Here is a 21,267-nt window from a genome sequence, read left to right as displayed (position 1 = left end):
CGGCGGCCGTCTTGCGCGCCAGGGTATTACGCCGGCTCGTCAGCCGGGCGTGCGCCCTCCTGCACCAGCACCATGCTCTGCGGTGAAGACAGGGGAATGCCCTCATCACGCAAGCGCCCCAGGATGGTGAACAGCAGGTCGCTGCGCGCCCCTGACACCTGCCGCGGCCCCGCCACATAGCCGCTGACACTGATCACCATGCCGCTGGTCGTCAGGTCCTTGAAGGTTACCGAAGCAGCCGGCGCGTCCAGGATCGCCTCATGCTCGTGAAAGGCAGTCAGCAGCAGGTCGCGCACCTGGTTGGCATCGGTCTCCAGCGGCAAGGTCAGGGTGATGCCCACCACGCCCAAGGCATTGCCCATGGTCACGTTGCGCACGTTCTGCGAGATGAACTGCGAGTTGGGCACGATCACCGTGGAGCGGTCGGACATCTGGATCTCGGTGGCGCGCACGTTGATCCGGCGAATGTCACCCTCGACGCCCGCCAGGCTCACCCAGTCGCCCACCTTGACCGGGCGCTCGGTGAGCAGGATCAGACCGGAAATGAAGTTCTGCACGATCTGCTGCAAGCCGAAACCGATACCCACCGACAGCGCACTGACCACCCAGGTCAGGCTGGTGAGGTTGATGCGCAGGGTCGACATCACCAGCATGGCCAGGAACAGGAAGCCCAGGTAACCCACCAGGGTTACCAGCGAGGCACGCATGCCGGCGTCCATGTCGGTTTCCGGCAGCAGGCGCTCGCTCAGCCAGCGCTTGAGCACACGGATACCGAGCATGCCGCCTAACAGCATCGCCACGGCCAGCAGGATGTCTTGCGGCACGATGTTCAGGTTGCCAAGCAACTTGCCACCGGTGCCGTCCCAATCGCCCAGGCTCAGCAGCAGCTCGCCGGGGCTGGTGCCCGACGGCATCAACGCCAGCATCACGGCCAGGAACAGCAGGACCGTGCGGCTGACACCGGTCAGGATGGTGCTGGCCTGGGCCTGATGGCGTGGTGCCAGGCCCAGCGACGACGCCAGCGCCAGGCCGCCGGGTTGACGCGGCGACAGCAGGGTTTCGCACAGATCAGCCAGGAAGGTGGTCAAAAGGTAGGCGCAGGTGGCGACCATGCTGATCCACAGCAGCTTGGCAGTGAGGAAGTAAGCCAGGGTGAGGTAGCCGGCCAGCAGCGTCAGCAAGATGAGCCCGACCCACACCACGATCACGAACGGGATCAGCCCTGCCAGGCCGGTCGGGCGCGCCAGCTCATGTTTACGCAAGGTCCGGCGGTAACGTATGAGCGCCATTGAGAAGATGGCGGCCACCACCAGCGCGGTCAGGCCGTTGGTGGCGACAGTCAGCGCCAGGCTGGTGCCGATCACACTGTTGATGCGCTCGAAGGTCAGCATCACCATCAGTGCCAGGGCCAGCAACTTGGGGAACCAACCCAGAGCACTGGCCACTTCGTCGGGGATCGGCGGCAAACGCCAGGAAGGCCGTTGCAGCATCAACATGGCCCGGCCAAGGCCGGTGATGAAGGCACTGAACACCACGAGCATGAGGAAGTGGTTGGTCAGGCTGGCCATGTCCGAGCCCAGCATGGCACTGCTTTGAAGGCCCCAACGCAGCAGCGACACGGCGCCGGCGATAGTGCCCAGGGTGGCCAGGCTCACGCTCAGGGCCAGTGCGCTTCGGCGCAGGCGGCCTTCGGGCAGCCAGCGAATCATGGCGGCAGCGAGCAGGCGCTCAAGGACCAGGCGGACCAGTGTCCAGACCAGGATCGCGGCCACCAGGCTAGTGATGAAGAACCCGCGGTGTTCAGCGCTCAAGGCACTGGCGACGGCATCGGCCGCCTCGCCGCGCAAGTCACGCAGGCGCATCACATCGTCCTCGGTAGGACGGATCAGCGACTGCCAGAAAGCCGGGCTCAGCGGGGAGGCCGCCCGGCTGGTCACTTGCGAGTTGAACTGGCTACGGCGCAGGTTGACGATTTGCGTGGACAGGTCGCGCGCCGACTGAGTCAGCTTGGTGGCCTGATCCTGCTCGGCGAGCACGGACTTTTTCTGCGCCTCCAGCTCCTTGCGCTGCAAGGCCAGGGTCGCGGCTTCATCCTTCTGTACCGGGCCGATGACCTTGAGCTTGTCGTCGAGCTTCTGCACGTCAGCAGCGCGCAAGGTGCTCAACGCATCGGCCTGTCGCTGGACCTGCACGGTAGCCATGCGCAGTTGCGAGAGCAGGTCATCGTTGGCGTTGCTGGTCACGCCCTGACGAATCTGGTCGAGCCTGTCGCTCAACTGCTCGATACTTGCGTTTTCATCCAGCACCGGCAGCTCGCTGGCAACCAGGTTGGCAACCGGCACGGAAGCCGACCAGGCCGGCGACGCAAGCGCCAGCATCAGGGCCATTACACCCAGGTAAAATCGGGCAAGGCAGACACGCCTCATCGAACGTTCCTCATCACAAGGCTATTTGGCGGTGGATTCTACGCGGCTTGCGGCCTTCAGGAGAGTGCCGTTTCTCGCTCCAACAGTTGCCGCTTGCGCTCCACCCCCCAGCGGTAGCCGCTGATGTCGCCGTCTCGGCGCACCACCCGATGGCAAGGAATCGCCACGGCGATACGGTTGGCCGCACAAGCCATGGCCACGGCACGCACGGCTTTGGGCGCGCCAATGCGCTCGGCAATCTCGGTATAGCTTACCCGGCCGCCCAGCGGGACTTCGCGCAGGGCTTGCCAGACCCGCTCCTGAAACGCGGTGCCCTGCACATCCAGAGGCAAGTCCAGGCCCAGGGCGGGCGCCTCGACGAAGCCCACCACCTGCGCCACCAGTCGTTCGTACTCGGCATCGCCGCCGATCAGGCGAGCGTTAGGGAATTGATCCTGCAATTGCTCGAGCAGCGCTTCAGGTGCATCACCCAACAGGATTGCGCAGATGCCTTTTTCGCTTTGCGCCACCAGGATCGCCCCCAGTGAACACTGCCCTACGGCGAAATGAATGGCCATACCCGCGCCACCGGCGCGGTACTGGCGCGGGCGCATGCCCAAGCGCTGATCGGCGCTTTCGTAGAAACGGCTATTGGAGTTGTAACCGGCATCAAAGATGGCATCGGTCACCGATGTTTTCCCCTCGCCCAGCCGCTCGCGCAGGCGCCGGGCGCGGAAGGCTGTGGCATAGGCCTTTGGCGTGAGGCCGGTTGCAGCCTTGAACAGGCGGTGCAAGTGGTACGGGCTGACCCCCAGTTGTGCCCCGAGCTGGCCGAGGCCGGGTGGATTGTCCGGGGTTTCGAGCAGGCGGCAGGCGCGGGCTACCAGTTCGCAGCGGCGAATGCTCGACGGCTTGGCCTGGCAGCGCCGGCAGGGACGATAGCCTGCGGCCTGCGCGGCGGCGGCAGCGGTGAAGAATTCGACGTTCTCGCGTTTGGCCATGCGCGATTTGCAGCCGGGTTGGCAATAAATGCCGGTGGTGCGCACGGCGTAGACGAAATGGCCTGCTGCTGCCGCGTCGCGGGTGTAGACAGCTTGCCAGCGTTGTTCGTCAGTGGTGTAGGGGGTCATTGCGGTATGCCTCAACCAAGCTGATTCGTCTCAGGCCCGCCACAGATACCAGGCTGCCACCGTGCGGTGCGGACGCCACCCGGCGCCCAGCGACCGCATCTGCGCCGGCGTCGGCGCCTTGCCCAGCCCCTTGAGGCGACGATACCCCTCACGCACCGCAAAATCGTCCACCGGCAACACATCCGAGCGCTCCAGGCTATAGATCAGCAGCATCTCGACGGTCCAGCGGCCCACGCCGCGCAAGGCAACCAGGCGCTCGATCAAGGCCTCATCGCTCATGCCCAATGCCTCTTCCCGGCACGGCACCGCCCCGTCCAGCGCGGCCTGGGCAATCCCGTGGATTGTCGCCAGCTTGCTCGCGGAAAACCCACAGGTACGCATCGTTTCCGGCGCCACCTCAAGCAACTGCCTCGGCGCGGGAAACCCATCGTCAGGAAACAGCGCCAGCAATCGCCCCAGTATCGCTTCGGCCGCACGGGCATGCAGCTGCTGGTAGGCAATCGCCCGTACCAGCGCCTCATAGGGCTCGCGCCCCGGTGTCGCCCGGTGCAGGCACGGCCCGGTCACAGCAATGTGCCGCGCCCAGTCAGGGTCCAGCGCGGCCAGGTAATCGGTGGCTTCGCGGTAGGCTTCAGGCGAGAGGTCGGCCAGGATCATCCATAGCTCCAGTGGGTTCAAGGCAGGACCAGCTTAGCCCAGCCACTGATCGTGGAAACGCCGAATCTTGCGCAGCTAATTCCGGGCAACCATTGCCCAGTGCCATCATCCATGCATAGAATTGAGAACTATTCACAGTCACGCATGCTTCCTGGGATCAGCCGCTACGATGCAGCTCAACGACACGCTCAAACCGGCCGAAGTCGCCCTGCTCTATCAGTCCCATCACGCTTGGCTACGTGGGTGGCTGCGCAGCCGGGTCGGCTGCCAGGAACACGCTGCAGACCTTGCGCAGGACACCTTCGTGCGCCTGCTGCGTGCACGCCAGGTTTCGCCGATCAAAGAACCGCGGGCTTACCTGAGCAGCATCGCTCGCGGCCTGATGATCGACCAGTTCCGCCGTCGCGCCCTGGAGCGCGCCTACCAGGAAAGCCTGGCCCATGTACCCGAAGGCGAAGTGCCCAGCGAAGAACATCGCTTGGTGATTCTGGATGCCCTCGAGCGCCTTGACCGTGCCCTGCACCAGCTCAGGCCCCGCGCCCGCCAGGCCTTTTTGCTGGCCCAGCTCGATGGCCTGAGCATCGCGCAGATCGCCCTTCGCCTTGGCGTTTCGCGTGCCACCGTGGAACGCGACCTGGCCAAGGCCCTGGGCGTCTGCTACCGGTTGCGCTATGCCGAGCTCTGATCAAGTACCCGCGCAGGCCCAGGTCGACCAGGCCATCGAATGGCTGGTGAAGCTGCGCTTCGACACCCCAAGCCCGGCTACCGAACAGCAGTTCCAGCAATGGTTGGCCCACCACCCGCACAACGCCCAGGCCTGGCAGCGGGTGAGCACCCTCAGCGACGAACTGGCGGGGCTCCCCAGCGACCTTAGTCGGCGCACCCTCGATGGCCGCCAACGCCAGCGCATCAACCGCCGTGACCACCTCAAACTGCTGGCGGTGCTGGCGATCGGCGGCACCGCCGGTTGGGCCGCGCGCGAGCCGCTCGGCTTGGCCGCCCTGATGGCCGACAACAGCACCGGCACTGGCGAACGTCGCCGGTTGCAGGGTAGTGATGGCAGCCAGATCCAGCTCAACACGGCCAGCGCCATCGACCTGCACTACAGCGCCGAGCTGCGCGAACTGACCCTGCTGCGCGGCGAAGTCAGCCTGGCCAGCAACCCTGGCGACAACCGCCCGTTCCGCATCACCACCCGGGTCGGCGCCCTGGCTACCCAGGACGGCCAACTGCTGCTGCGCGAAAACGATCAGGGCCTGTTGCTGGCCGTGCGCCGCGGCAAAGTCACCTTGTTCCCGGCCTCCCCTTCACCACGCGTGGTGCAGGCGGGCGAGGTGTTGCAAGTATCGCCGCACGGGGCTCACGCGCTTGCCTCGTTGCATGGCGACCCGTGGGGCTGGACCGACGGTGTGCTCAGCGTGCAACAGATGCCACTGGGCGAGTTCTGCGCCGAACTGGCCCGTTACCGCCCGGGGCTGCTGCGCTGCGCTGGCGAGGTGGCCGCGCTGAAGGTATCCGGTACTTACCAGCTGAACGATACCGAGCAGATTCTGCAACTGCTCACCCGCAGCCTGCCGGTACGTGTCGATTACCGCACACGCTATTGGGTCAGCGTCGGGGCAGCCTGATCTTTTTTGAAAAAGAATGAGGTGGAATCTCATTCTCGTCCGGCCTGAAGGAACAAAGCCCGAAAAGTGGTCTACGAAACCTTCAGGAGCGGTCCATGATCCACCCGTGTTCCCCCCGCAACGACAGGCTGCGCCATGCCGTGCGCGCCGCCGTGTTCGGCCTCGGCCTGGGCAGCGCCCTGGCACTGCCCGCACAGGTCGCGGCTGCACCCGCCAGCCAGCACCGGCAAATCGACTGGAGCATCCCCGCAGGCCCTCTGGCCCCGGCACTGGACCAGGTGGCCCGGCAAGGCGGCCTGAGCCTGTCGTTCGATGCGAACAGCCTGCAGGGCAAGACCACCCAAGGCGTGCAGGGGCGCCACGAGCCGGCCCAAGCATTGACCCTCGTGCTGATGGGCAGCGATGTGCAAGTGCAACAGGAAGGCGATAACAGCTTTCTGCTGATACCCGCACTGGACGCCGGTGGCGCACTGCAACTGGGTGCCACCAGCATTTCCAGCGATCGCCTGGGGGAAACCACCGAGCACAGTGGCTCCTACACGACCGGTGCGGTCACCATCGGCAAGACCGCACAAAGCATTCGCCACACCCCGCAGTCGGTGACCGTGGTCACCCGCCAGCGCATCGACGACCAGAACATCACCAACCTGACCAACCTGCTGGAGCAGACGCCTGGTGTGGTGGTGAACCTCACCGACAGCGAACGCGTGCAGTACTACTCGCGCGGCTATGCGATCGATGCCATCCAGTACGATGGCGCCACCGTGGTACAGGGCAGCGGCGGTGGTTCATTCATCCAGAGCGATTCGGCCATCATCGACCGGGCCGAGATCTTGCGCGGGGCCACCGGCATGATTCGCGGCGCGGGTAACCCGTCAGGCACCGTCAACCTGGTGCGCAAACGCCCGACGCACGAATTCCAGGGCGAAGGCAGCGTCACCCTCGGCTCCTGGGATGCCCAGCGTTATGTCGCCGATATCTCCGGCCCGCTGACAGAAACCGGCAACGTGCGAGGCCGGGTGATCGCCGTGCACGATGACAAGGACCATTTCCAGGACTCGCGCCAGGAGCGCAAAGAGGTGTTCTACGGTGTGCTGGCCTTCGATCTGAATGAAAGCACCACCCTGACCACTGGCCTTGAGTGGACCAAGCTCGATGCCACCGGCGCCTGGGGCAACCTGCCCGCCGACTATGATGGCTCGCCCCTTGCGTTTGGCCGCAGCACTTACCTGGGTGCCGACTGGAACCGCTGGGACCGCAGCAACCTGCAGACCTTTGCCGAGCTCGAACACCGTTTCGACAACGACTGGTCGCTCAAGCTGATGGCCCAGCGCACGCACTTCGAGCTGGATGACCACGGTTTCAAGCAGACCTACTTCACCCGTGCCAGCGGCGCTGCCAACCCCAGCAACAACCCCTACCTGATGAACTATCAGGTTACCGAAGGCGACGGCGGCGAGAGCCTGCAGAACAACCTGAGCGCCACCCTCAATGGGCCATTCGAGCTGCTCGGTCGCAGCCATGACCTGATGCTGGGTGTCGAGCGCATTCGCAATGACTCCTACGCCTCGGCCACCAACTTCGTATCCTCCGGTGTTTTCGACATCCGCGAGTGGGACCCAAAGACCAGCCTGGCCGAACCGGACATCAACATAACCGCCCATCCGGTGCGCACGCGCACCACCCAGGAAGCGGCCTACGCCACCTGGCGCATTTCCCTGGCAGACCCGCTCACGGCTATCATCGGGGTACGGGCCAACTGGTATGACTACGAGCAGGAAAACAACGTCAAGTCGAACGGCAAGTTCAGCGTCGACAACAAGATCGTGCCGTATGCGGCGCTGATCTACGACCTCAACGATAACTTCAGCACCTACGCCAGCTACACCGAAATCTTCAACCCGCAGACCGCCACCGACGTCAGCGGCTCGGTGCTGGAGCCCACCACAGGCGAAGCTTACGAGACCGGAATCAAAGGCGAGTTCTACGAGGGGCGGCTGAACACCTCGCTGGCGTTCTTCCGCATCTACCAGGTGGGCAACGCCCTGGATGACCTGAGCGGCCCCAACCCCTGCCCGCCCAACTACACCTCGGGCTATTGCAAGGTGGCTGCTGGCAAGAACCGCAGCCAGGGCTTCGAGCTGGAGATTTCCGGCGAAGTATTACCAGGCTGGAACGTGACCGGTGGCTACACCTACAACACCACCAAGCAACTCAAGGACACCATCAGCAACACCGGCAACGCCATCCGCACCACCGACCCCAAGCGCATGCTGCGCCTGTTCACCAGCTATCGCCTGCCGGGCGAGCTGCAAGCGTGGACGGTTGGCGGCGGCGTGCAGGCGCAGAGCGACATCTACAACCGCAGCGGCAGCGCCGAGGCCACGCAGGCGGGGTATGCGGTGTATAACGCGATGGTCAATTACCGGTTCAACGAGCATTACTCGTTGCAGCTCAATGCCAACAATATCTTCGACAAAAAGTACTACCGCCAGGTGGCGCCGACGCCGACCGGGTATTACTGGGGTGACCCGCGCAATGTGTCAGTGACCTTGCGCGGCAGCTTCTGACCCAGGCTGCCAGGCCCCCACTACCCTCAAGGCCTCAGGTGCACCTGTAGGAGCCGGCTTGCCGGCGATAGGGCCAGCACTGGCAACAACAATCCTCAGTCCGCCACTGCCCGCAGCTTACCGGCCCGCCGGTACGACTGCCGGGCAAAGCACACGAACAGCCCCGCCATGATCGCCAGCGCCATCGGCAGCCCATGCGGCGCCACATCCATCGCCGCGCCGCTGACCAGCGGCCCGACCAGGCTGCCCACGCCCCACAAAAGGCCAACGCTGGCATTGGCGGTGACCAGATCCTGGCCCTTGAAACGCTGCCCGATCAGCACCAGCGCCAAGGTATAGATACCCCCTGCCACAGCGCCAAGCACCACCAGCAGCGGCCATAGCAGCCAGGCCATGTCCAGCAGCCATGGCAAGGCAATACCGATCGCCATCGCCACCAGCCCGCACACCATGTGCAGCCCGGTGCGCTCGACCCGGTCGGCCAGCCAGCCCAACGGCAACTGGAAAACCATGTCACCGGCGAACACCACCGTCACCATCAGCGCCGCCACGCCCACGGCAAAACCATGGCTGGTGGCATACACCGGCAGCAACGACAGCACGACCGCATCGAAGAAGGAGAAGAACAGCACAGCCACGCACAACGCCGGGGCGACGCGGAAGAAGCCCGCCAGGCCGAAGCTTTTCTCGCCTTCTTCACCATGCTCCACATGATCGTTGGGTACGGTCAGCACAATGCACAGCAGCGCCAGGCCATAACAGAAGGTCACCACACCGGTGATCCACGGGCTGTTGGCGCCAATCACTGCGAGCATCGCCGGGCCGAGTACCTGGAAGCCGGTGAAGCTGGTGGCGTAAAGCGCCATGATCTTGCCGCGGTTGTGATCGGGGCACAGTTCGTTGACCCATGACTCGCCCAAGATGATCGCGATGCCCATGCCGATACCCAGGCCCAGGCGCAGCAGGGCCAGCATCCAGACCGAATCGAATGCCCATTCCAGCAAGGCGATGCTCACGGTGCACAGGCTGAAGCAAAGCAGGTAGATGGTGCGCCGGGTCAGGTACCGGCAACAGGCGTCGACCATGAACGCCGAAAGCATCATCCCCGCAGCGGGGATGGCCGAGATGATGCCGATCTGCAAGGTGCCGGCACCGGCCTCATGCAGACGCAACGACACCAGCGGCAGGCTGGCCCCCAGGCTGAAGCCGACCACAGACACGGCGAACAGAAGGCCCGCCAGCAAACGCATGTTCATGTACCACTCCCAGCAAACTGAAAAGACGCGCAGATACAGGCGCCCAGGCGCACGCCGGGACGGCGGACGACGCAGGAGCGCAGGTCAGTTCAGGGCGAGGTGTGGCGAGAAGGTAAAGGCAAACAGCACACTGCGGCGACGCTTGAGCACCGTATCGCTCGGCCACGCGCGACGCATGGCCTGGAGGGCAGGCTGGCGGGCGTGTGGTAGGGACTGGGTACGGCACATTGCTTTGGCTACTACGCAGGTTGGGGAAAAGAGGCGGCACTCTAGGCCAAGCCAGGCTGAGCCGTCAATTGCCGGCGCCCACAGCGAACATCAGCACTGCCCCGATAGTGGGAGCAACTGTCTTGCCCAATTTCCAGAAGTTAACACAATTACCTGTGGGAGCCGGCTTGCCGGCGATTGGGCTGCAAAGCAGCCCCTACGCTGTCAGCGCTTACCGGTATTGGGCAGAAACACGGCCAACAGACCGAACAACGGCAGGAACGAACACACGCCATACACGTACTCGATACCGCGCAAATCCGCAACGTACCCCAGCAGCGCTGCGCCAATCCCGCCAAAGCCGAACATCAGCCCGAAGAAGACCCCGGCAATCATGCCCACACTGCCCGGTACCAGCTCCTGGGCGTACACCACGATCGCCGAGAACGCCGACGCCAGAATGAAGCCGATGACCACGCTCAGCACGGTGGTCCAGAACAGATCGGCGTACGGCAGCGCCAGGGTGAACGGCGCCACACCAAGGATCGAGAACCAGATGACCGCCTTGCGCCCGATGCGGTCACCGATCGGGCCACCAAAGAAGGTGCCGGCCGCGACCGCGCCAAGGAACAGGAACAGGTGCAGTTGCGAGCTGGCCACCGACAGGTCGAACTTCTCGATCAGATAGAAGGTGAAGTAGCTGGTGAAGCTGGCCATGTAGAAGTACTTGGAGAACACCAGCAGGCCCAGCACGACCAACGCCGCGATCACACGCTTGCGCGAGATGCCATGGGTGGCCTGCACCACCTTGCGCGCCTTGGCCTGGTTGAGATGCTCGGTGTACCAGCGGCGCAGCATCAGGGTCACGGCAAAGAACAGCAGGCCAGCCACGCCGAACCAGGCCACATGGGTCTGGCCGAACGGGATGACGATGGCTGCCGCCAGCAGCGGGCCGAAGGCCGAGCCTGCGTTGCCACCGACCTGAAAGGTCGACTGCGCAAGGCCGAAACGCCCACCTGAGGCCAGCCGCGCAATCCGCGAGGTCTCCGGGTGGAAGGTCGACGAGCCGATACCCACCAGCGCAGAAGCCAGCAAGATCATCGGGAAGCTGCCGACGAAGGCCAGCATGACGATACCTACCAACGTGCACAGGGTGCCGAGCGGCAACAGGTTCGGTGTCGGCCGGCGGTCGGTGAAGAAGCCGACCCAGGGCTGCAGCAGCGACGCCGTTATCTGGAAGGTCAGTGTGATCAGGCCGATCTGGGTGAAGCTCAGGTCGTAATTGGCCTTGAGCATCGGGTAGATCGCCGGCAGCACCGACTGGATGAGGTCATTGATCAGGTGCGCCAGCGCGCAGAAGGCGATGATGCGCATCACCAGTGGGTTGGCTTGGCTTGCCGAACCGGTGCTGGCGGTGGAGGTGCTGCTGATGGCCATGAGCTTGAGTTCCGTCCGCAGGTTTGGGATCCGATTATCAGGAAACAAATGGATACATAGCTACCTTTTTATCCCTCTATTACTGCGTACTTGCAAATGGTTCTCAATATATTTAGCATCCTCGCACCAAATCCCCCGCAATTGTTGGGCGCAAACGCCCTTTAGCGAGCACATTTCAGCATGAGCCCGATGCCCGCCACGCAGATTCAGGCCGACGCCCAACAGGAAGCACTGGCGTGGTTCTCCCGCCTGCGCCAACCAGGCTGCGATGACCGGGAACGCCAGGCCTTCGCCCGCTGGTGCCAGGCCCCGCTAAATGCCCATGCCTACGCCGAGCTCGAAGCCTGCTGGCAGCAATTGCAAGCGCCACCAGCACGGCCTCGCCCGCGCCAGGTCACCGTGCGACGCAGCCACCTCGGCAAAGGGCTGGCATTGCTGTTCCTGCTGGCGCTGGCCGTGTTGGCGTACCTGTATTGGCCACTGATGCAGCGCCTGGGCAGCGAGCTGCACACTGGCGCTGGCGAGCGGCGCAGCGTACGCCTGGCCGATGGCTCAACCCTGCACCTGGACAGCGCGAGTGCACTGAATGCCGACCTGCGCGGGCGTACCCGCCTGCTGCAGGTTGTGCAGGGCCAGGTCGAGCTGCAGGTGATGCTCGACGGCCGCGCCCTTGAACTGCAGGTGGACGATGCGCGTATCCAGGTATTCGGCACTCGCCTGATGGTGGCGCGCCATGCCGGGCATGACGAACTGGTGGTGCTCAATGGCAAGGCCATGATCGCCCAGGGTAGCGACCAGCGCATGGTGTCGGCGGGTGAGCGGGTGACCTTCACCGATGCCCGGATCAACCCCGTGCAGAAGGTCGATGTCAAAAACGCGAACGCCTGGCGCAGCGGCCACCTGCGCGCCATCGACATGCCGTTGGGCCAAGTCATCGAACGCCTGGCCAGCTACCAGGGCCGCCGCGTATGGATGATGGACGAACAGGTGGCCGATCGGCGGGTAAGTGGCGACTTCAACCTCGACCGCGCCGGCGAAACCCTCGACGCCCTGATTGCCGAGCAGCGCCTGCAGGTGTACAGCATTCTTGGTCAATGGCTGATCGTGCGCTGAAAACAGGCTGGGCGGCTAAGTTTTTGAAAGCGTGCAAATTTTTTTTGAAATGAGTGTTGACACAGGGGCATCACAAGGGAATAATGCGCGCCATCGGCTACATAGCTCAGTTGGTTAGAGCATAGCATTCATAATGCTGGGGTCCGGGGTTCAAGTCCCTGTGTAGCCACCAAACTTGAAAAGGGCTTACCGCAAGGTAGGCCCTTTTCTTTTGCCCGCAAAAAAGTTTGCACCCTTCTCTATCGCTTTCAGCGCACCCCCGACACCGCCACTGCCAAGCCAAGCCCTATCAGCGCTACACCAATCAGGCGGTCGACCAGCCGCTGGCGCTCGATCATTACCTTGCGCAACCCGGCGCTGGAAAAAAACACCGCCACCAGACTAAACCACGCCCAGTGGGCCAGCGACATGAACGCACCATAAGCGAAGTCCAGCGCCAACGGGCTACCTGGCTGCACGACCTGGGTGTAGGCACTGATCACGAACAGCATGGTTTTGGGGTTGAGGGCGTTGGTCAGGAAGCCCGTGCGCAAGGCAGCCAGCAGCCCCACAGCCGATTCCTGGCCATCAAGACTGATGCGGGTGGTGCTGGTCAGCGACTGATATCCCAGATAGATCAGGTATCCCGCGCCCAGCATTTTCATGGCCAGGAACAGCGCAGGGCTCTGACTGATGACCACGGCAATGCCCAACACCGTGTACAGCACATGCACCTGAACGCCGAGGGCTATACCCACAGCCGCCGCCAGGCCGGCCTTGCGGCCCTGTGCATAACTGCTGCGGGTGACCATGGCGAAATCCGCGCCAGGGCTGACGACGGCCAGCAGGGTGAAAAGGGCGATAGCGAAAAGCTCAGTCACGAAAGAAGTCCTCGATAGGCGATGAAAATGCACAGATGTCGCCATTATCGAAATAGCAGTGCGCTGGGAAAATCGATTTATAGTTACGCGAATCCGCTAGTTTTTCTCACACAGGTGCCGTGCCGTCGCTGGCAACTTAAAGCCCATGAAACTTCCCCCACTCACTGCCTTGCGTTACTTCGACATCGCCGCCGAAACCGAAAGCTTCGTGCGGGCCGCCGAACGCCTGCACGTCACCCATGGCGCCGTCAGCCGCCAGGTTCGCCTGCTTGAGGAAAGCCTAGGTGTCGAGCTGTTCGAGCGCCGTAACCGGGCAATCTTCCTGACTCCGGCCGGTCGCGCACTGCACGGCACCACCCAGGCCATCTTCGAGCAACTCGAAAGCGCAGTGCAGCGCCTGCAGCAGCAGGAACCGGACAATGTGCTGGTCCTTTCTTGCGAGCCGACCATCGCCATGCGCTGGCTGATCCCCCGCCTGCCCCGCTTTCATGCCGCCCACCCGGACCTGCAACTGCACCTGGTGGCCTCCGGTGGGCCGCTGGACTTTGCCCGCAGCGGCGTTGACCTGGCACTGCGACGTGATGACTTCCATTGGCCGCCCACCCTGCACGCGCTGAAGGTCTGCGACGAATGGATCGGCCCGGTCAACCGCGATGGCGGCACCGCACTCGATGGCCAACGCCAGTTGCACAGCAACACTCGCCCCAGTGCCTGGCCCGCGTGGCTGCGCCTGAGTGGCCAGCAAGCGCGACACTGCCAACGCAGCGACTACGAACACTTCTACCTGTCACTGCAGGCCGCCAGTGCCGGCCTGGGCCTGGCGATCGCCTCGGCGCTGATGGTGCGCGACGAACTCGACAGCGGGCAGTTGCAGGCGCCATTCGGCTTTCTGCGCGATGGATCCGCCTATCACCTGCTAAGCCCGCAACCGCTGGATGACGGCGGCAAGCGCCAATGCTTTGCCGATTGGGTAGTGGGAGAAAGCCAGGCCTGCCTCGCTCACCTGGGCTTGCTGCAGAACGACGACGCCGCACTGCCATCACCGCCCCAGGTGCGATAACCCGCGGTATCGATATGGATGCGGCCTGTCGGGTAGCGCCCCAGCCCCATGCCCCAGGCCTGGCCATGCTGCTGCCAGAAGCGGCACAACGGGTTGGGGTCGGCCCAGGCCGGCAGGAGGATATCGACTGCGAAGGCACGGGTATGGGCACTGCCCGCGGCCCCACCTGCGCACCTGTTCAAGCCGGGGTCACGGTAGGCGGAGACCACTTCGAACTGGCGCAGGATGCCTTGCTTTTCCAGCGTATTGATCAGCGCCAGCGTAGAGCGCACCGCCGGCCAGTTGCCAGGCGGCGGCACGGCAAACGGTGAAGCCTTGCACAGCCGCCAGTCCGACGCCGAGCGCAGCAATTGATGAATCGGCACCACGCCATACAGGCGGGCGTCCACCAGCATCTCCCGAAAAGGGCGGGTGTGATGATCCCCGGCCCATTGCGCGAACATCCACAGGTCACGCTCATCGGCCTGAGCCACGCCACCCAGCATCACGCTTGCGGCCATCAGCAGCCATTTCGTCCTTCTCATCCCCGCTCCTTCTGCCCCAGCATGAGCACGGCCGCCCATCGGGGCGGCCATTACAAGGAGTTAAGCATGCACAAATTACTGGCAACAGAGCAGGAAGGATTGAAAGTCAGTCTTCGAGCAACGTACAAGCCATCACCAGCGCATCCTCGCGCCCGCCAGCCACCGGGTAGTAATCACGCCGACGGCCGATCTCGTTGAAGCCGTACCGCTCATACAAGCGATAGGCCGACTGGTTGCTGGCCCGCACCTCCAGGAAACACTCGCGCCCATTGAGCTGATAGGCCCGCGCCATCAGGTGCTCGAGCAAGCGCAAACCCAGGCCACGCCCCTGGTTCTCCGGCTTGACGGTAATGTTCAGCAGGTGCGCTTCGTCGATGATCACGTTGATCACACCATGGCCGACCTGCTGCTGACCATCGAACATCAACCACACTTCGTAGGACTTGAGCGCATCCTGGAAAATCCCGCGGGTCCAGGGATGGCTGAACGCGGCATATTCGATCTTAAGCACGGCATCCAGATCCGCCTCGGTCATGGGGCGGAAACTGATCGATTCACTCATTCAACGCTCTTCCAGCGCGCCATCAGCTGGCGCATCGCTTTCCAGACGTCCGCCTTGCGCTGCGGCTCGTCCATCAACAGTTCAAGGCCCGGCAAGGCCCAGGCATCGCCCAGGCCGTCGAGCTTGAGTACTTGGTAATAGGCCTGGGCGTCGGTATTGGCGGCAAAGCGCAAGGCCGGCATGCCGATCAGCCAAAGGCAGGTACAAGGGGCTTCTTCAAGGCGCGCCTGGATGAAACCCTGGACGAAATCACGCGCGGCATCCGGCCCCTGGTCCATGTTGCCACGCACCAGCAGCGGCCAGCGCACCGGCTCGCCGATGATCTGCGGGGCATCTGGCAGGCCTGCGGCGCGCAGCATGTCCTTGAGCAGCAGGTAGGATGGGTCGCGGCTCTGGAAGGGTTGGCCGGTGGCCAACTCCACCAGCAGCAGGCAGTTGCCGGCGCGCAGCAGTTGCAGCGAAAAACGCGGTGGCGGCACGGGGGCCGGGCGTGGCGCAGGGGCTTGTTCCTCGGCCTCGACCGGTTTGGCGGCGGGCTTTGGCGTGTTGCCCGGGCGCGGAATTTCGATTTTCGGCCGTTCGCCGGAGCGCGCCTGGGGTGCGACCGGCGCTTCGTTGGCAGGGGCTGGCGAAGGCCTGACCTCGAACGCGGCGTGCTCGACCGGAACCTGCGGCAACAGCAGCTCGGGCCGCGACGGCGCAGCGAACGGCAGTTCGGCGCGCGGCAGCCAATGCACCACTTGCATGGCGGAAAGGTAGGCGCGGCGGCGGGACTCGGTCAGCAAGGCACGGGTATCCGGGGGGCTTGAACAATCGGGCATTCTAACGCTGTTGGCTGCCGAGCGCCGCAACTGGTCGGCAGAAAATTGCTGCCTGTACCGCCGAGGGGCCAGGGAAACCCCCAGCCAATCCGGGGTTATCCCTCATTACAGACCAAGGGGTGAAATCCTCCCCCCCGGATGCAGTACAATCGCCCCCTTTTTACTTGGCAACGAGTAGACGCCAATGATCGAACCCAAGCGCGTCCTGCGCGCCCTAGCCGAACACTGGGCCCTCATCGAGCCGCTGTGCGAGCGTTTCGACCAAGGCACCCTGAGCCTGGTCGAACTGCGCCAGCAGCTGGGCCGCCAGCAAGTGGAAAGCACGCCGCAGGACATCACCCAGCTGCTCGACGTGTGGATCCGCCTGGATATCCTGGTCCCGGTGGCCAAGAGCCCGAACCGTTTCGAGCTCAACGCCCAGATCCACGACTTCCTCGCCTACCTGCGCCGCGAGCACCGCCTGGGCCTGTGCCTGGAGATCGAGGCCTACCTGCGCCACCTGGAGCGCCTTGCCGGGCACATTCAGGATGCCTTCGACAACCGCGACAGCGATGACCTGGCGCGCCAGCTGCGCCTGCTCGACATGCGCGTGCGCGACGTGCTGAAAAAGCTCGACAACGACGAACAGGCGCTGGTCGCCGTGGCCGAACGGGCCAAGACCAGCAACCGCCAGATCCCGCTACGCCAGCGTTATGCCGAAGTCCTGGCGACCTGGGACGAATACGTCGAGCCGATGATCCAGCTGGTCAATGCCGACGGCGCCTTCGAACAGGGCGTGCGCAAGGTCGAGACCGTGCTGCTGAAACTGCTCGGCGAACAGGCGCGCCTGGGCCACCTGGTCGACGACGACATGCTGCTGCGCACCCATGCGCGCATCCTCGAGATGCAGACCAGCGCCCAGCTGACCCTGCGCCACGCCCGTGAACTGCTGCTGCCGCTGCGCGAAGAGGCGCGCCGGCACAATGCCGTGACCCGCGGCGCCGCCCTGGCCCTGTCGGTGATCCGGCGCAAGGGTATCGACGCCGTGCCGCAGGCCGCCATGCCATTGTTCACCCGGCCGCAGAGTACCTTCCTGGGCAGCGCCAGCCAGGTCGAGGCGTACGTCTATGCCCTCGCCCGCTTCGAGCCGAAACCGGCCAAGTTCCCCAAGGCGCACAAGACCCAGACTGGCCCGCTGCCGCGCGCGCCACGCACGGTCAAGGAAATGCTCGAACGCTGCGAGGATGCCCTGCCACTGCCTGACCTGATGGTCTGGCTGCTGGACCAGGAGCCCGAAGGCGCCACCGACGAACTGTTGTACTGGTTCTCGCGCCTGTCGCGTGAGAAGCGTTTCAAGCGCGAACGCCTCGAACGCCGCGAGTACACCACCCACGAACACCTGGTCAGCCTGCGCTCGTTCGCCCTGACATCCAGCCGCGAAGCGCAACCTGAAACCAACGCGAGCCCAGCCAATGCATCTTGATCTTTCCGAACTGTCCCAGCTCGCGCCGATCTTCCGCGAGCTGTTCAAAGGGTTCCACGTCAGCCGCCGCGACCCGGAGCTGTACGCCCAGCTGTCGAACTTCCAGGACCAGTACCGCACCCTGTTCAAGGCTTTGGGCTTCGAGCTGGTGTGCGATACCCGCGGCTTCTATTACTTCGTCCCCGAGCAGGCCGCCGCGCAGGTCAACAAGACCGCCCAACGCCTGTCGCTGTTCACCTTCATCCTGGTCGAACACCTGGCCGACCAGGGCCGCGACCCGATGGCGGTGCTCGACGGCGGCAGCATCGGGCGCGACGAGCTGCCCTCGCTGCTGGAAAAATACCGTGACCTGTTCCTGCAGGCTGAAGTGCAGACTGTCGACGAGCTGGAAGAAAAGATCATGCGCCGCATGACCCAGCTCGGCTTCGCCCACGAAGAAGGCGGGATCTACCGCTTCCTGCCGCCGATGCACCGTTTCCTCGACGTGTGCCTGTCGGTGCAGCAGGACCGCGACCTGGCCGCCAGCCTGCACAGCGACCTGCCGCTGCCAACGCCGGTGCTGGTCGAGGAAGAAAGCCCCGAAGCGCTGGCCCGCACCGACGACCCGCTCGACCTCACCCCGTTCGAGGGCGAAGAAAGCGAAGAAGAGGCCCTGACCCGGGCCATCCGCGAAGAGCAACAGGAGATTGACGCATGAGCCAGGAACGCTATGGCATCCGCCGCTTCGCATTGCTCAACACCGCCGGCTACAGCCTGGGCCTGTTCCCGCTGGAGCACCCGCTGTCGGTCTACGGCGCCAACAACCTGGGCAAATCCGCCTCGATCAACGCCCTGCAGTTCCCGATCCTGGCGCGCATGTCCGACATGAGCTTCGGCAAGTACAGCCTAGAGCAATCGCGCCGTTTCTACTTCGCCAGCGACACCTCGTACATCCTCTGCGAACTGAACCTGCCCCACGGCCCCCACGTGATCGGCGTGGTCGGTCGCGGGCCGGGCGGCGGTTTCGGCCACCAGTTCTTTGCCTACAAGGGTGAACTGGACCTGGATCACTACCAGAAGAACGACACCTGCCTGCGCCAGAAAGAGCTGTTCACCAACCTCGAGCGCCTGGGCCTCAAAGCCTACGAGCTCAAGCCGGACGAACTGCGCCGGTTGCTGGTCGGCGGCCACACCTCGGTGCCGCTGGACCTGACCATGATCCCGCTGCGCTCGACCAGCGAGCAGAGCCTGAAAACCTTCCGCGCACTGTTCATCAACCTGCTGCACATGCGCGAAATCACCGCCGCCAAGCTCAAACAGCTGTTCCTCGACGCGTTCGAGCACAGCCTGCGCTCGGGCAGCGTCGACTACATCGCCGCCTGCGAAGAAGCCTTCCGCGACGTACGCCGCATGGAGCAGGACTACAACGCCCTGGTTGCCGCCGGCCCCCTGGTCGAAGCCCTGGCCGGCGGTGTGGCCCAGCGCGACATCCTGCGCGGCAAGCTGCACCGCCTCTCGCCACTGCTCGACAACCTGCTGGGCACCTGGCAGGAATACGCCATGGCGCGCAAGGAAGAGCTGGTAATCCAGGCCGAGCACTACCGGGGCGAGCAGGACCGCCTGCAGAACGACCAGCGTGGCGGCACCCAGGAGCTGATGCGCCTGGAACGTGAAATCACCGGTATCCAGCGCTGGCTCGGCGAGCTGTCGGTACTCAAGCACCGCTTCGCCCTGGTTGATGACGTCAAAGTGCTGGAGCAGCAGTTGCTGGCCGCCAAGGATGCCCACGACGAGCTGGCCGGCGCCTTGGCCCAGTCGCGGCAGTTCTCTGCCGAGGACCTCGACGAGCGTGTGCGCGACCTGGAAAAGCGCCTCAAGCAGGTCAAACAGCAGCTCGACCACGCCGACAACAACAGCTACGCCCGCCTGCGCGAAGAGTTTTCGCAGGCAGACGTCGACCGCCTGATGCGCCTGTTCAACGGCGCACTGTTCAGCCTGCCGCTGGGCGAGCGCGGTATCGAACTGGACGATAGCGACCTGTGGGTGAAATCGCTGGAAGCGGTGCTCGATGGCTTCAAGGGCGAGCGCTTCGAGGCCCCAGGCATTTCCATCGACCTTTCGCACATCGACCCACCGGCCCTGCAAGCCCTGGCCGACCGCGCCGCCCTGCGCGACCAGAAGGACCGCCTGGAGCGCGAGCTCAAGCAGCTCAAGACCCAGCAATCGGTGGCCGCCGACCGTACCGCTTCCAAAGCGCAGACCGAGGCCCTGTACCAGCAGGTGCTGGATGCGCAGAAGGCCCTGGAGGACTACCGTCGCAGCGAAACCCTGGCGGCTGAAGAACCGGAGAAGATGGAGCAGCTGGCGCAACTGGAGGCGGCCCAGGACGAACTCAAGCGCTCCAGCGATGCGTTCACCGAGCGCGTGCAGCAGCTGTCGGCCAAGCTGCAGCTGGTCGGCCGCCAGATCGCCGACCTGGAAGCCAAGCAGCGCACCCTGGAAGACGCCTTGCGCCGTCGCCAGCTGCTGCCTGCCGACCTGCCGTTCGGCACGCCGTTCATGGAAGCGGTCGACGACTCCATGGACAACCTGTTGCCCCTGCTCAACGATTACCAGGACAGCTGGCAGGGCCTGCAGCGCGTCGACAACCAGATCGAGGCGCTGTACGCCCAGGTACGCCTCAAGGGTGTGGCCAAGTTCGACAGCGAAGACGACATGGAGCGGCGCCTGCAACTGCTGGTCAATGCCTATGCGCACCGCACCGACGAGGCCCTGACCCTGGCCAAGGCGCGCCGCGCGGCAGTCACCGACATCGCCCGCACCCTGCGCAACATCCGCAGCGACTACGACAGCCTCGAACACCAGCTGGCCCTGTTCAACCGCGAGATCAACAAGCGCCAGGTTTCCAACCTGCAGAGCTTCCGCGTGGTACTGGCGCCGAACAAGGAAGCGCTCAAGCACATCGACCAGATCATCCACAGCGCCGGCCAGTACGAGGAAGGCGAGACCCTGTCGGTGTTCGACCTGACTCAGAATTCGGAGCAGGATCACAAGAACGAAGAAGCCAAGGAATACCTGGCACGGCTGGTGGCGGCCAACCACAACCAGCTGGGCCTCAAAGACCTGTTCGAACTGGCTTTCGAGATCACCAAGATCAACAGCCAGCCGGTGATCCACGCCGACATCGACGGCGCCGCTTCCAACGGCACCACCATGACCATCAAGGCGCTGACCAACATGTACCTGTTGCTGCACTTGATGGACCGCGACCTGGCCGGGCGCATCCGCCTGCCTTACTACCTCGACGAAGCGGCGGACATCGACGAGCGCAACCAGGCTGCACTGCTGGAGACCAGCCTGCAACTGGGCTTCGTGCCGATTCTGGCGAGCGTGAAGCCACAGGTATCGGCGCATGTGGCGATCGACCTGGAAGGCGGTAGCGGGCCGAATGGCATCTATATCGACGAGGCGGACTGGAAGTACATCAGCCGACGTGATGTGGAGAAAGCGATCGTGCGCGAGGATCAGGCAGAGGAGCTGGCCTGAGGAACTGGGGCCGCTTTGCGGCCCTTTCGCGACACGAGGCCGCTCCTACA

At 64.1% G+C, this 21,267-nt stretch carries 17 protein-coding genes and 1 tRNA gene; 9 read left to right on the top strand and 9 right to left on the bottom strand.

What is annotated here, in order from left to right; all coding sequences use genetic code 11:
- Positions 1-26: 26 nt before the first annotated feature.
- From NGJ21_RS17760 to NGJ21_RS17750, 3 genes are read right to left on the bottom strand one after another with little or no spacing between them, the layout of a single operon-like run.
- Positions 27-2,426, bottom strand: a complete 2,400-nt coding sequence (locus tag NGJ21_RS17760) for a DUF3772 domain-containing protein (protein WP_204918891.1) — start codon at positions 2,424-2,426, stop codon at positions 27-29.
- A 56-nt stretch (positions 2,427-2,482) separates the two neighbouring features.
- Positions 2,483-3,535: a bifunctional DNA-binding transcriptional regulator/O6-methylguanine-DNA methyltransferase Ada gene (gene ada / locus NGJ21_RS17755; RefSeq protein WP_115273849.1), complete on the bottom strand. Its 1,053-nt coding sequence runs from the start codon at positions 3,533-3,535 to the stop codon at positions 2,483-2,485.
- A gap of 30 nt (positions 3,536-3,565) precedes the next feature.
- Complete coding sequence (locus tag NGJ21_RS17750; protein ID WP_119687784.1) at positions 3,566-4,192, bottom strand: DNA-3-methyladenine glycosylase family protein; 627 nt, start codon at positions 4,190-4,192, stop codon at positions 3,566-3,568.
- Between the two features lie 169 nt (positions 4,193-4,361).
- Between NGJ21_RS17750 and NGJ21_RS17745 the strand changes: the two genes are divergently transcribed.
- From NGJ21_RS17745 to NGJ21_RS17735, 3 genes are all read left to right on the top strand, one after another.
- A complete protein-coding gene (locus tag NGJ21_RS17745) occupies positions 4,362-4,877 on the top strand; it encodes a sigma-70 family RNA polymerase sigma factor (protein WP_046784582.1) in 516 nt (171 codons plus the stop codon).
- Positions 4,864-5,820: a FecR domain-containing protein gene (locus tag NGJ21_RS17740; RefSeq protein ID WP_119687785.1), complete on the top strand. Its 957-nt coding sequence runs from the start codon at positions 4,864-4,866 to the stop codon at positions 5,818-5,820. The genes NGJ21_RS17745 and NGJ21_RS17740 overlap by 14 nt, the downstream gene beginning before the upstream one ends.
- Before the next feature lie 95 nt (positions 5,821-5,915).
- Complete coding sequence (locus NGJ21_RS17735) at positions 5,916-8,390, top strand: TonB-dependent siderophore receptor (RefSeq protein ID WP_119687786.1); 2,475 nt, start codon at positions 5,916-5,918, stop codon at positions 8,388-8,390.
- A gap of 95 nt (positions 8,391-8,485) precedes the next feature.
- Here NGJ21_RS17735 and NGJ21_RS17730 read toward each other — a convergent pair whose 3' ends face one another.
- Both NGJ21_RS17730 and NGJ21_RS17725 read right to left on the bottom strand, forming a co-directional pair.
- Entirely contained in the window at positions 8,486-9,646 is a 1,161-nt protein-coding gene (locus NGJ21_RS17730) for an MFS transporter (protein ID WP_251962454.1), read from the bottom strand.
- Positions 9,647-10,078: 432 nt separating this feature from the next.
- Positions 10,079-11,290, bottom strand: a complete 1,212-nt coding sequence (locus NGJ21_RS17725; protein WP_115273844.1) for an MFS transporter — start codon at positions 11,288-11,290, stop codon at positions 10,079-10,081.
- A 180-nt stretch (positions 11,291-11,470) separates the two neighbouring features.
- Here NGJ21_RS17725 and NGJ21_RS17720 point away from each other — a divergent pair, with 180 nt between their 5' ends.
- Both NGJ21_RS17720 and NGJ21_RS17715 read left to right on the top strand, forming a co-directional pair.
- Positions 11,471-12,403: a FecR family protein gene (locus tag NGJ21_RS17720; RefSeq protein WP_251962453.1), complete on the top strand. Its 933-nt coding sequence runs from the start codon at positions 11,471-11,473 to the stop codon at positions 12,401-12,403.
- 95 nt (positions 12,404-12,498) lie between these two features.
- Positions 12,499-12,575: transfer RNA gene (locus NGJ21_RS17715), tRNA-Met, on the top strand.
- Positions 12,576-12,651: 76 nt separating this feature from the next.
- Here NGJ21_RS17715 and NGJ21_RS17710 read toward each other — a convergent pair.
- Positions 12,652-13,263 carry a LysE family translocator gene (locus NGJ21_RS17710; protein ID WP_119687788.1) on the bottom strand — a complete coding sequence of 204 codons (612 nt, stop codon included), beginning with the start codon at positions 13,261-13,263 and terminating at the stop codon, positions 12,652-12,654.
- Positions 13,264-13,408: 145 nt separating this feature from the next.
- Between NGJ21_RS17710 and NGJ21_RS17705 the strand changes: the two genes are divergently transcribed.
- Positions 13,409-14,323, top strand: a complete 915-nt coding sequence (locus tag NGJ21_RS17705) for a LysR substrate-binding domain-containing protein (protein ID WP_119687789.1) — start codon at positions 13,409-13,411, stop codon at positions 14,321-14,323.
- Here the strand turns inward: NGJ21_RS17705 and NGJ21_RS17700 are convergent.
- From NGJ21_RS17700 to NGJ21_RS17690, 3 genes are all read right to left on the bottom strand, one after another.
- Complete coding sequence (locus tag NGJ21_RS17700) at positions 14,263-14,847, bottom strand: D-Ala-D-Ala carboxypeptidase family metallohydrolase (protein ID WP_174141596.1); 585 nt, start codon at positions 14,845-14,847, stop codon at positions 14,263-14,265. The two genes, NGJ21_RS17705 and NGJ21_RS17700, sit on opposite strands and share 61 nt — an antisense overlap.
- 106 nt (positions 14,848-14,953) lie before the next feature.
- Positions 14,954-15,409 carry a ribosomal protein S18-alanine N-acetyltransferase gene (gene rimI / locus NGJ21_RS17695; protein WP_012316291.1) on the bottom strand — a complete coding sequence of 152 codons (456 nt, stop codon included), beginning with the start codon at positions 15,407-15,409 and terminating at the stop codon, positions 14,954-14,956.
- Positions 15,406-16,194, bottom strand: a complete 789-nt coding sequence (locus NGJ21_RS17690) for a hypothetical protein (RefSeq protein ID WP_046784589.1) — start codon at positions 16,192-16,194, stop codon at positions 15,406-15,408. Before NGJ21_RS17690 ends, rimI begins: the two co-directional genes overlap by 4 nt.
- 220 nt (positions 16,195-16,414) lie before the next feature.
- Here NGJ21_RS17690 and mksB point away from each other — a divergent pair, with 220 nt between their 5' ends.
- The 3 genes from mksB to mksF are packed head-to-tail and all read left to right on the top strand — an operon-like array spanning position 16,415 to position 21,217.
- Positions 16,415-17,692, top strand: coding sequence for an Mks condensin complex protein MksB (gene mksB / locus NGJ21_RS17685; RefSeq protein ID WP_012316293.1), 1,278 nt, complete (start codon positions 16,415-16,417; stop codon positions 17,690-17,692).
- Complete coding sequence (gene mksE / locus NGJ21_RS17680; RefSeq protein ID WP_251962452.1) at positions 17,682-18,389, top strand: Mks condensin complex protein MksE; 708 nt, start codon at positions 17,682-17,684, stop codon at positions 18,387-18,389. The genes mksB and mksE overlap by 11 nt, the downstream gene beginning before the upstream one ends.
- On the top strand, positions 18,386-21,217 hold the full coding sequence (gene mksF / locus NGJ21_RS17675) for an Mks condensin complex protein MksF (RefSeq protein WP_115273842.1): 2,832 nt from the start codon (positions 18,386-18,388) through the stop codon (positions 21,215-21,217). Before mksE ends, mksF begins: the two co-directional genes overlap by 4 nt.
- The last annotated feature ends 50 nt before the right edge of the window (positions 21,218-21,267 follow it).

Origin of the sequence: Pseudomonas sp. Marseille-Q5299 (assembly GCF_943737035.1) — a bacterium.
GTDB classification, from domain to species: Bacteria; Pseudomonadota; Gammaproteobacteria; order Pseudomonadales; family Pseudomonadaceae; genus Aquipseudomonas; species Aquipseudomonas putida_E.
The sequence above is the reverse complement of the archived record's forward strand: the minus strand, read 5'-3'. Positions and strand labels throughout refer to the sequence as shown.

Coding starts and splice junctions, on each gene's coding strand:
- NGJ21_RS17760 (WP_204918891.1), bottom strand. CDS start 2,426: ATGAGGCGTGTCTGCCTTGCCCGATTTTACCTGGGTGTAATGGCCCTG.
- ada (WP_115273849.1), bottom strand. CDS start 3,535: ATGACCCCCTACACCACTGACGAACAACGCTGGCAAGCTGTCTACACC.
- NGJ21_RS17750 (WP_119687784.1), bottom strand. CDS start 4,192: ATGATCCTGGCCGACCTCTCGCCTGAAGCCTACCGCGAAGCCACCGAT.
- NGJ21_RS17745 (WP_046784582.1), top strand. CDS start 4,362: ATGCAGCTCAACGACACGCTCAAACCGGCCGAAGTCGCCCTGCTCTAT.
- NGJ21_RS17740 (WP_119687785.1), top strand. CDS start 4,864: ATGCCGAGCTCTGATCAAGTACCCGCGCAGGCCCAGGTCGACCAGGCC.
- NGJ21_RS17735 (WP_119687786.1), top strand. CDS start 5,916: ATGATCCACCCGTGTTCCCCCCGCAACGACAGGCTGCGCCATGCCGTG.
- NGJ21_RS17730 (WP_251962454.1), bottom strand. CDS start 9,646: ATGAACATGCGTTTGCTGGCGGGCCTTCTGTTCGCCGTGTCTGTGGTC.
- NGJ21_RS17725 (WP_115273844.1), bottom strand. CDS start 11,290: ATGGCCATCAGCAGCACCTCCACCGCCAGCACCGGTTCGGCAAGCCAA.
- NGJ21_RS17720 (WP_251962453.1), top strand. CDS start 11,471: ATGAGCCCGATGCCCGCCACGCAGATTCAGGCCGACGCCCAACAGGAA.
- NGJ21_RS17705 (WP_119687789.1), top strand. CDS start 13,409: ATGAAACTTCCCCCACTCACTGCCTTGCGTTACTTCGACATCGCCGCC.
- NGJ21_RS17700 (WP_174141596.1), bottom strand. CDS start 14,847: ATGAGAAGGACGAAATGGCTGCTGATGGCCGCAAGCGTGATGCTGGGT.
- rimI (WP_012316291.1), bottom strand. CDS start 15,409: ATGAGTGAATCGATCAGTTTCCGCCCCATGACCGAGGCGGATCTGGAT.
- mksB (WP_012316293.1), top strand. CDS start 16,415: ATGATCGAACCCAAGCGCGTCCTGCGCGCCCTAGCCGAACACTGGGCC.
- mksE (WP_251962452.1), top strand. CDS start 17,682: ATGCATCTTGATCTTTCCGAACTGTCCCAGCTCGCGCCGATCTTCCGC.
- mksF (WP_115273842.1), top strand. CDS start 18,386: ATGAGCCAGGAACGCTATGGCATCCGCCGCTTCGCATTGCTCAACACC.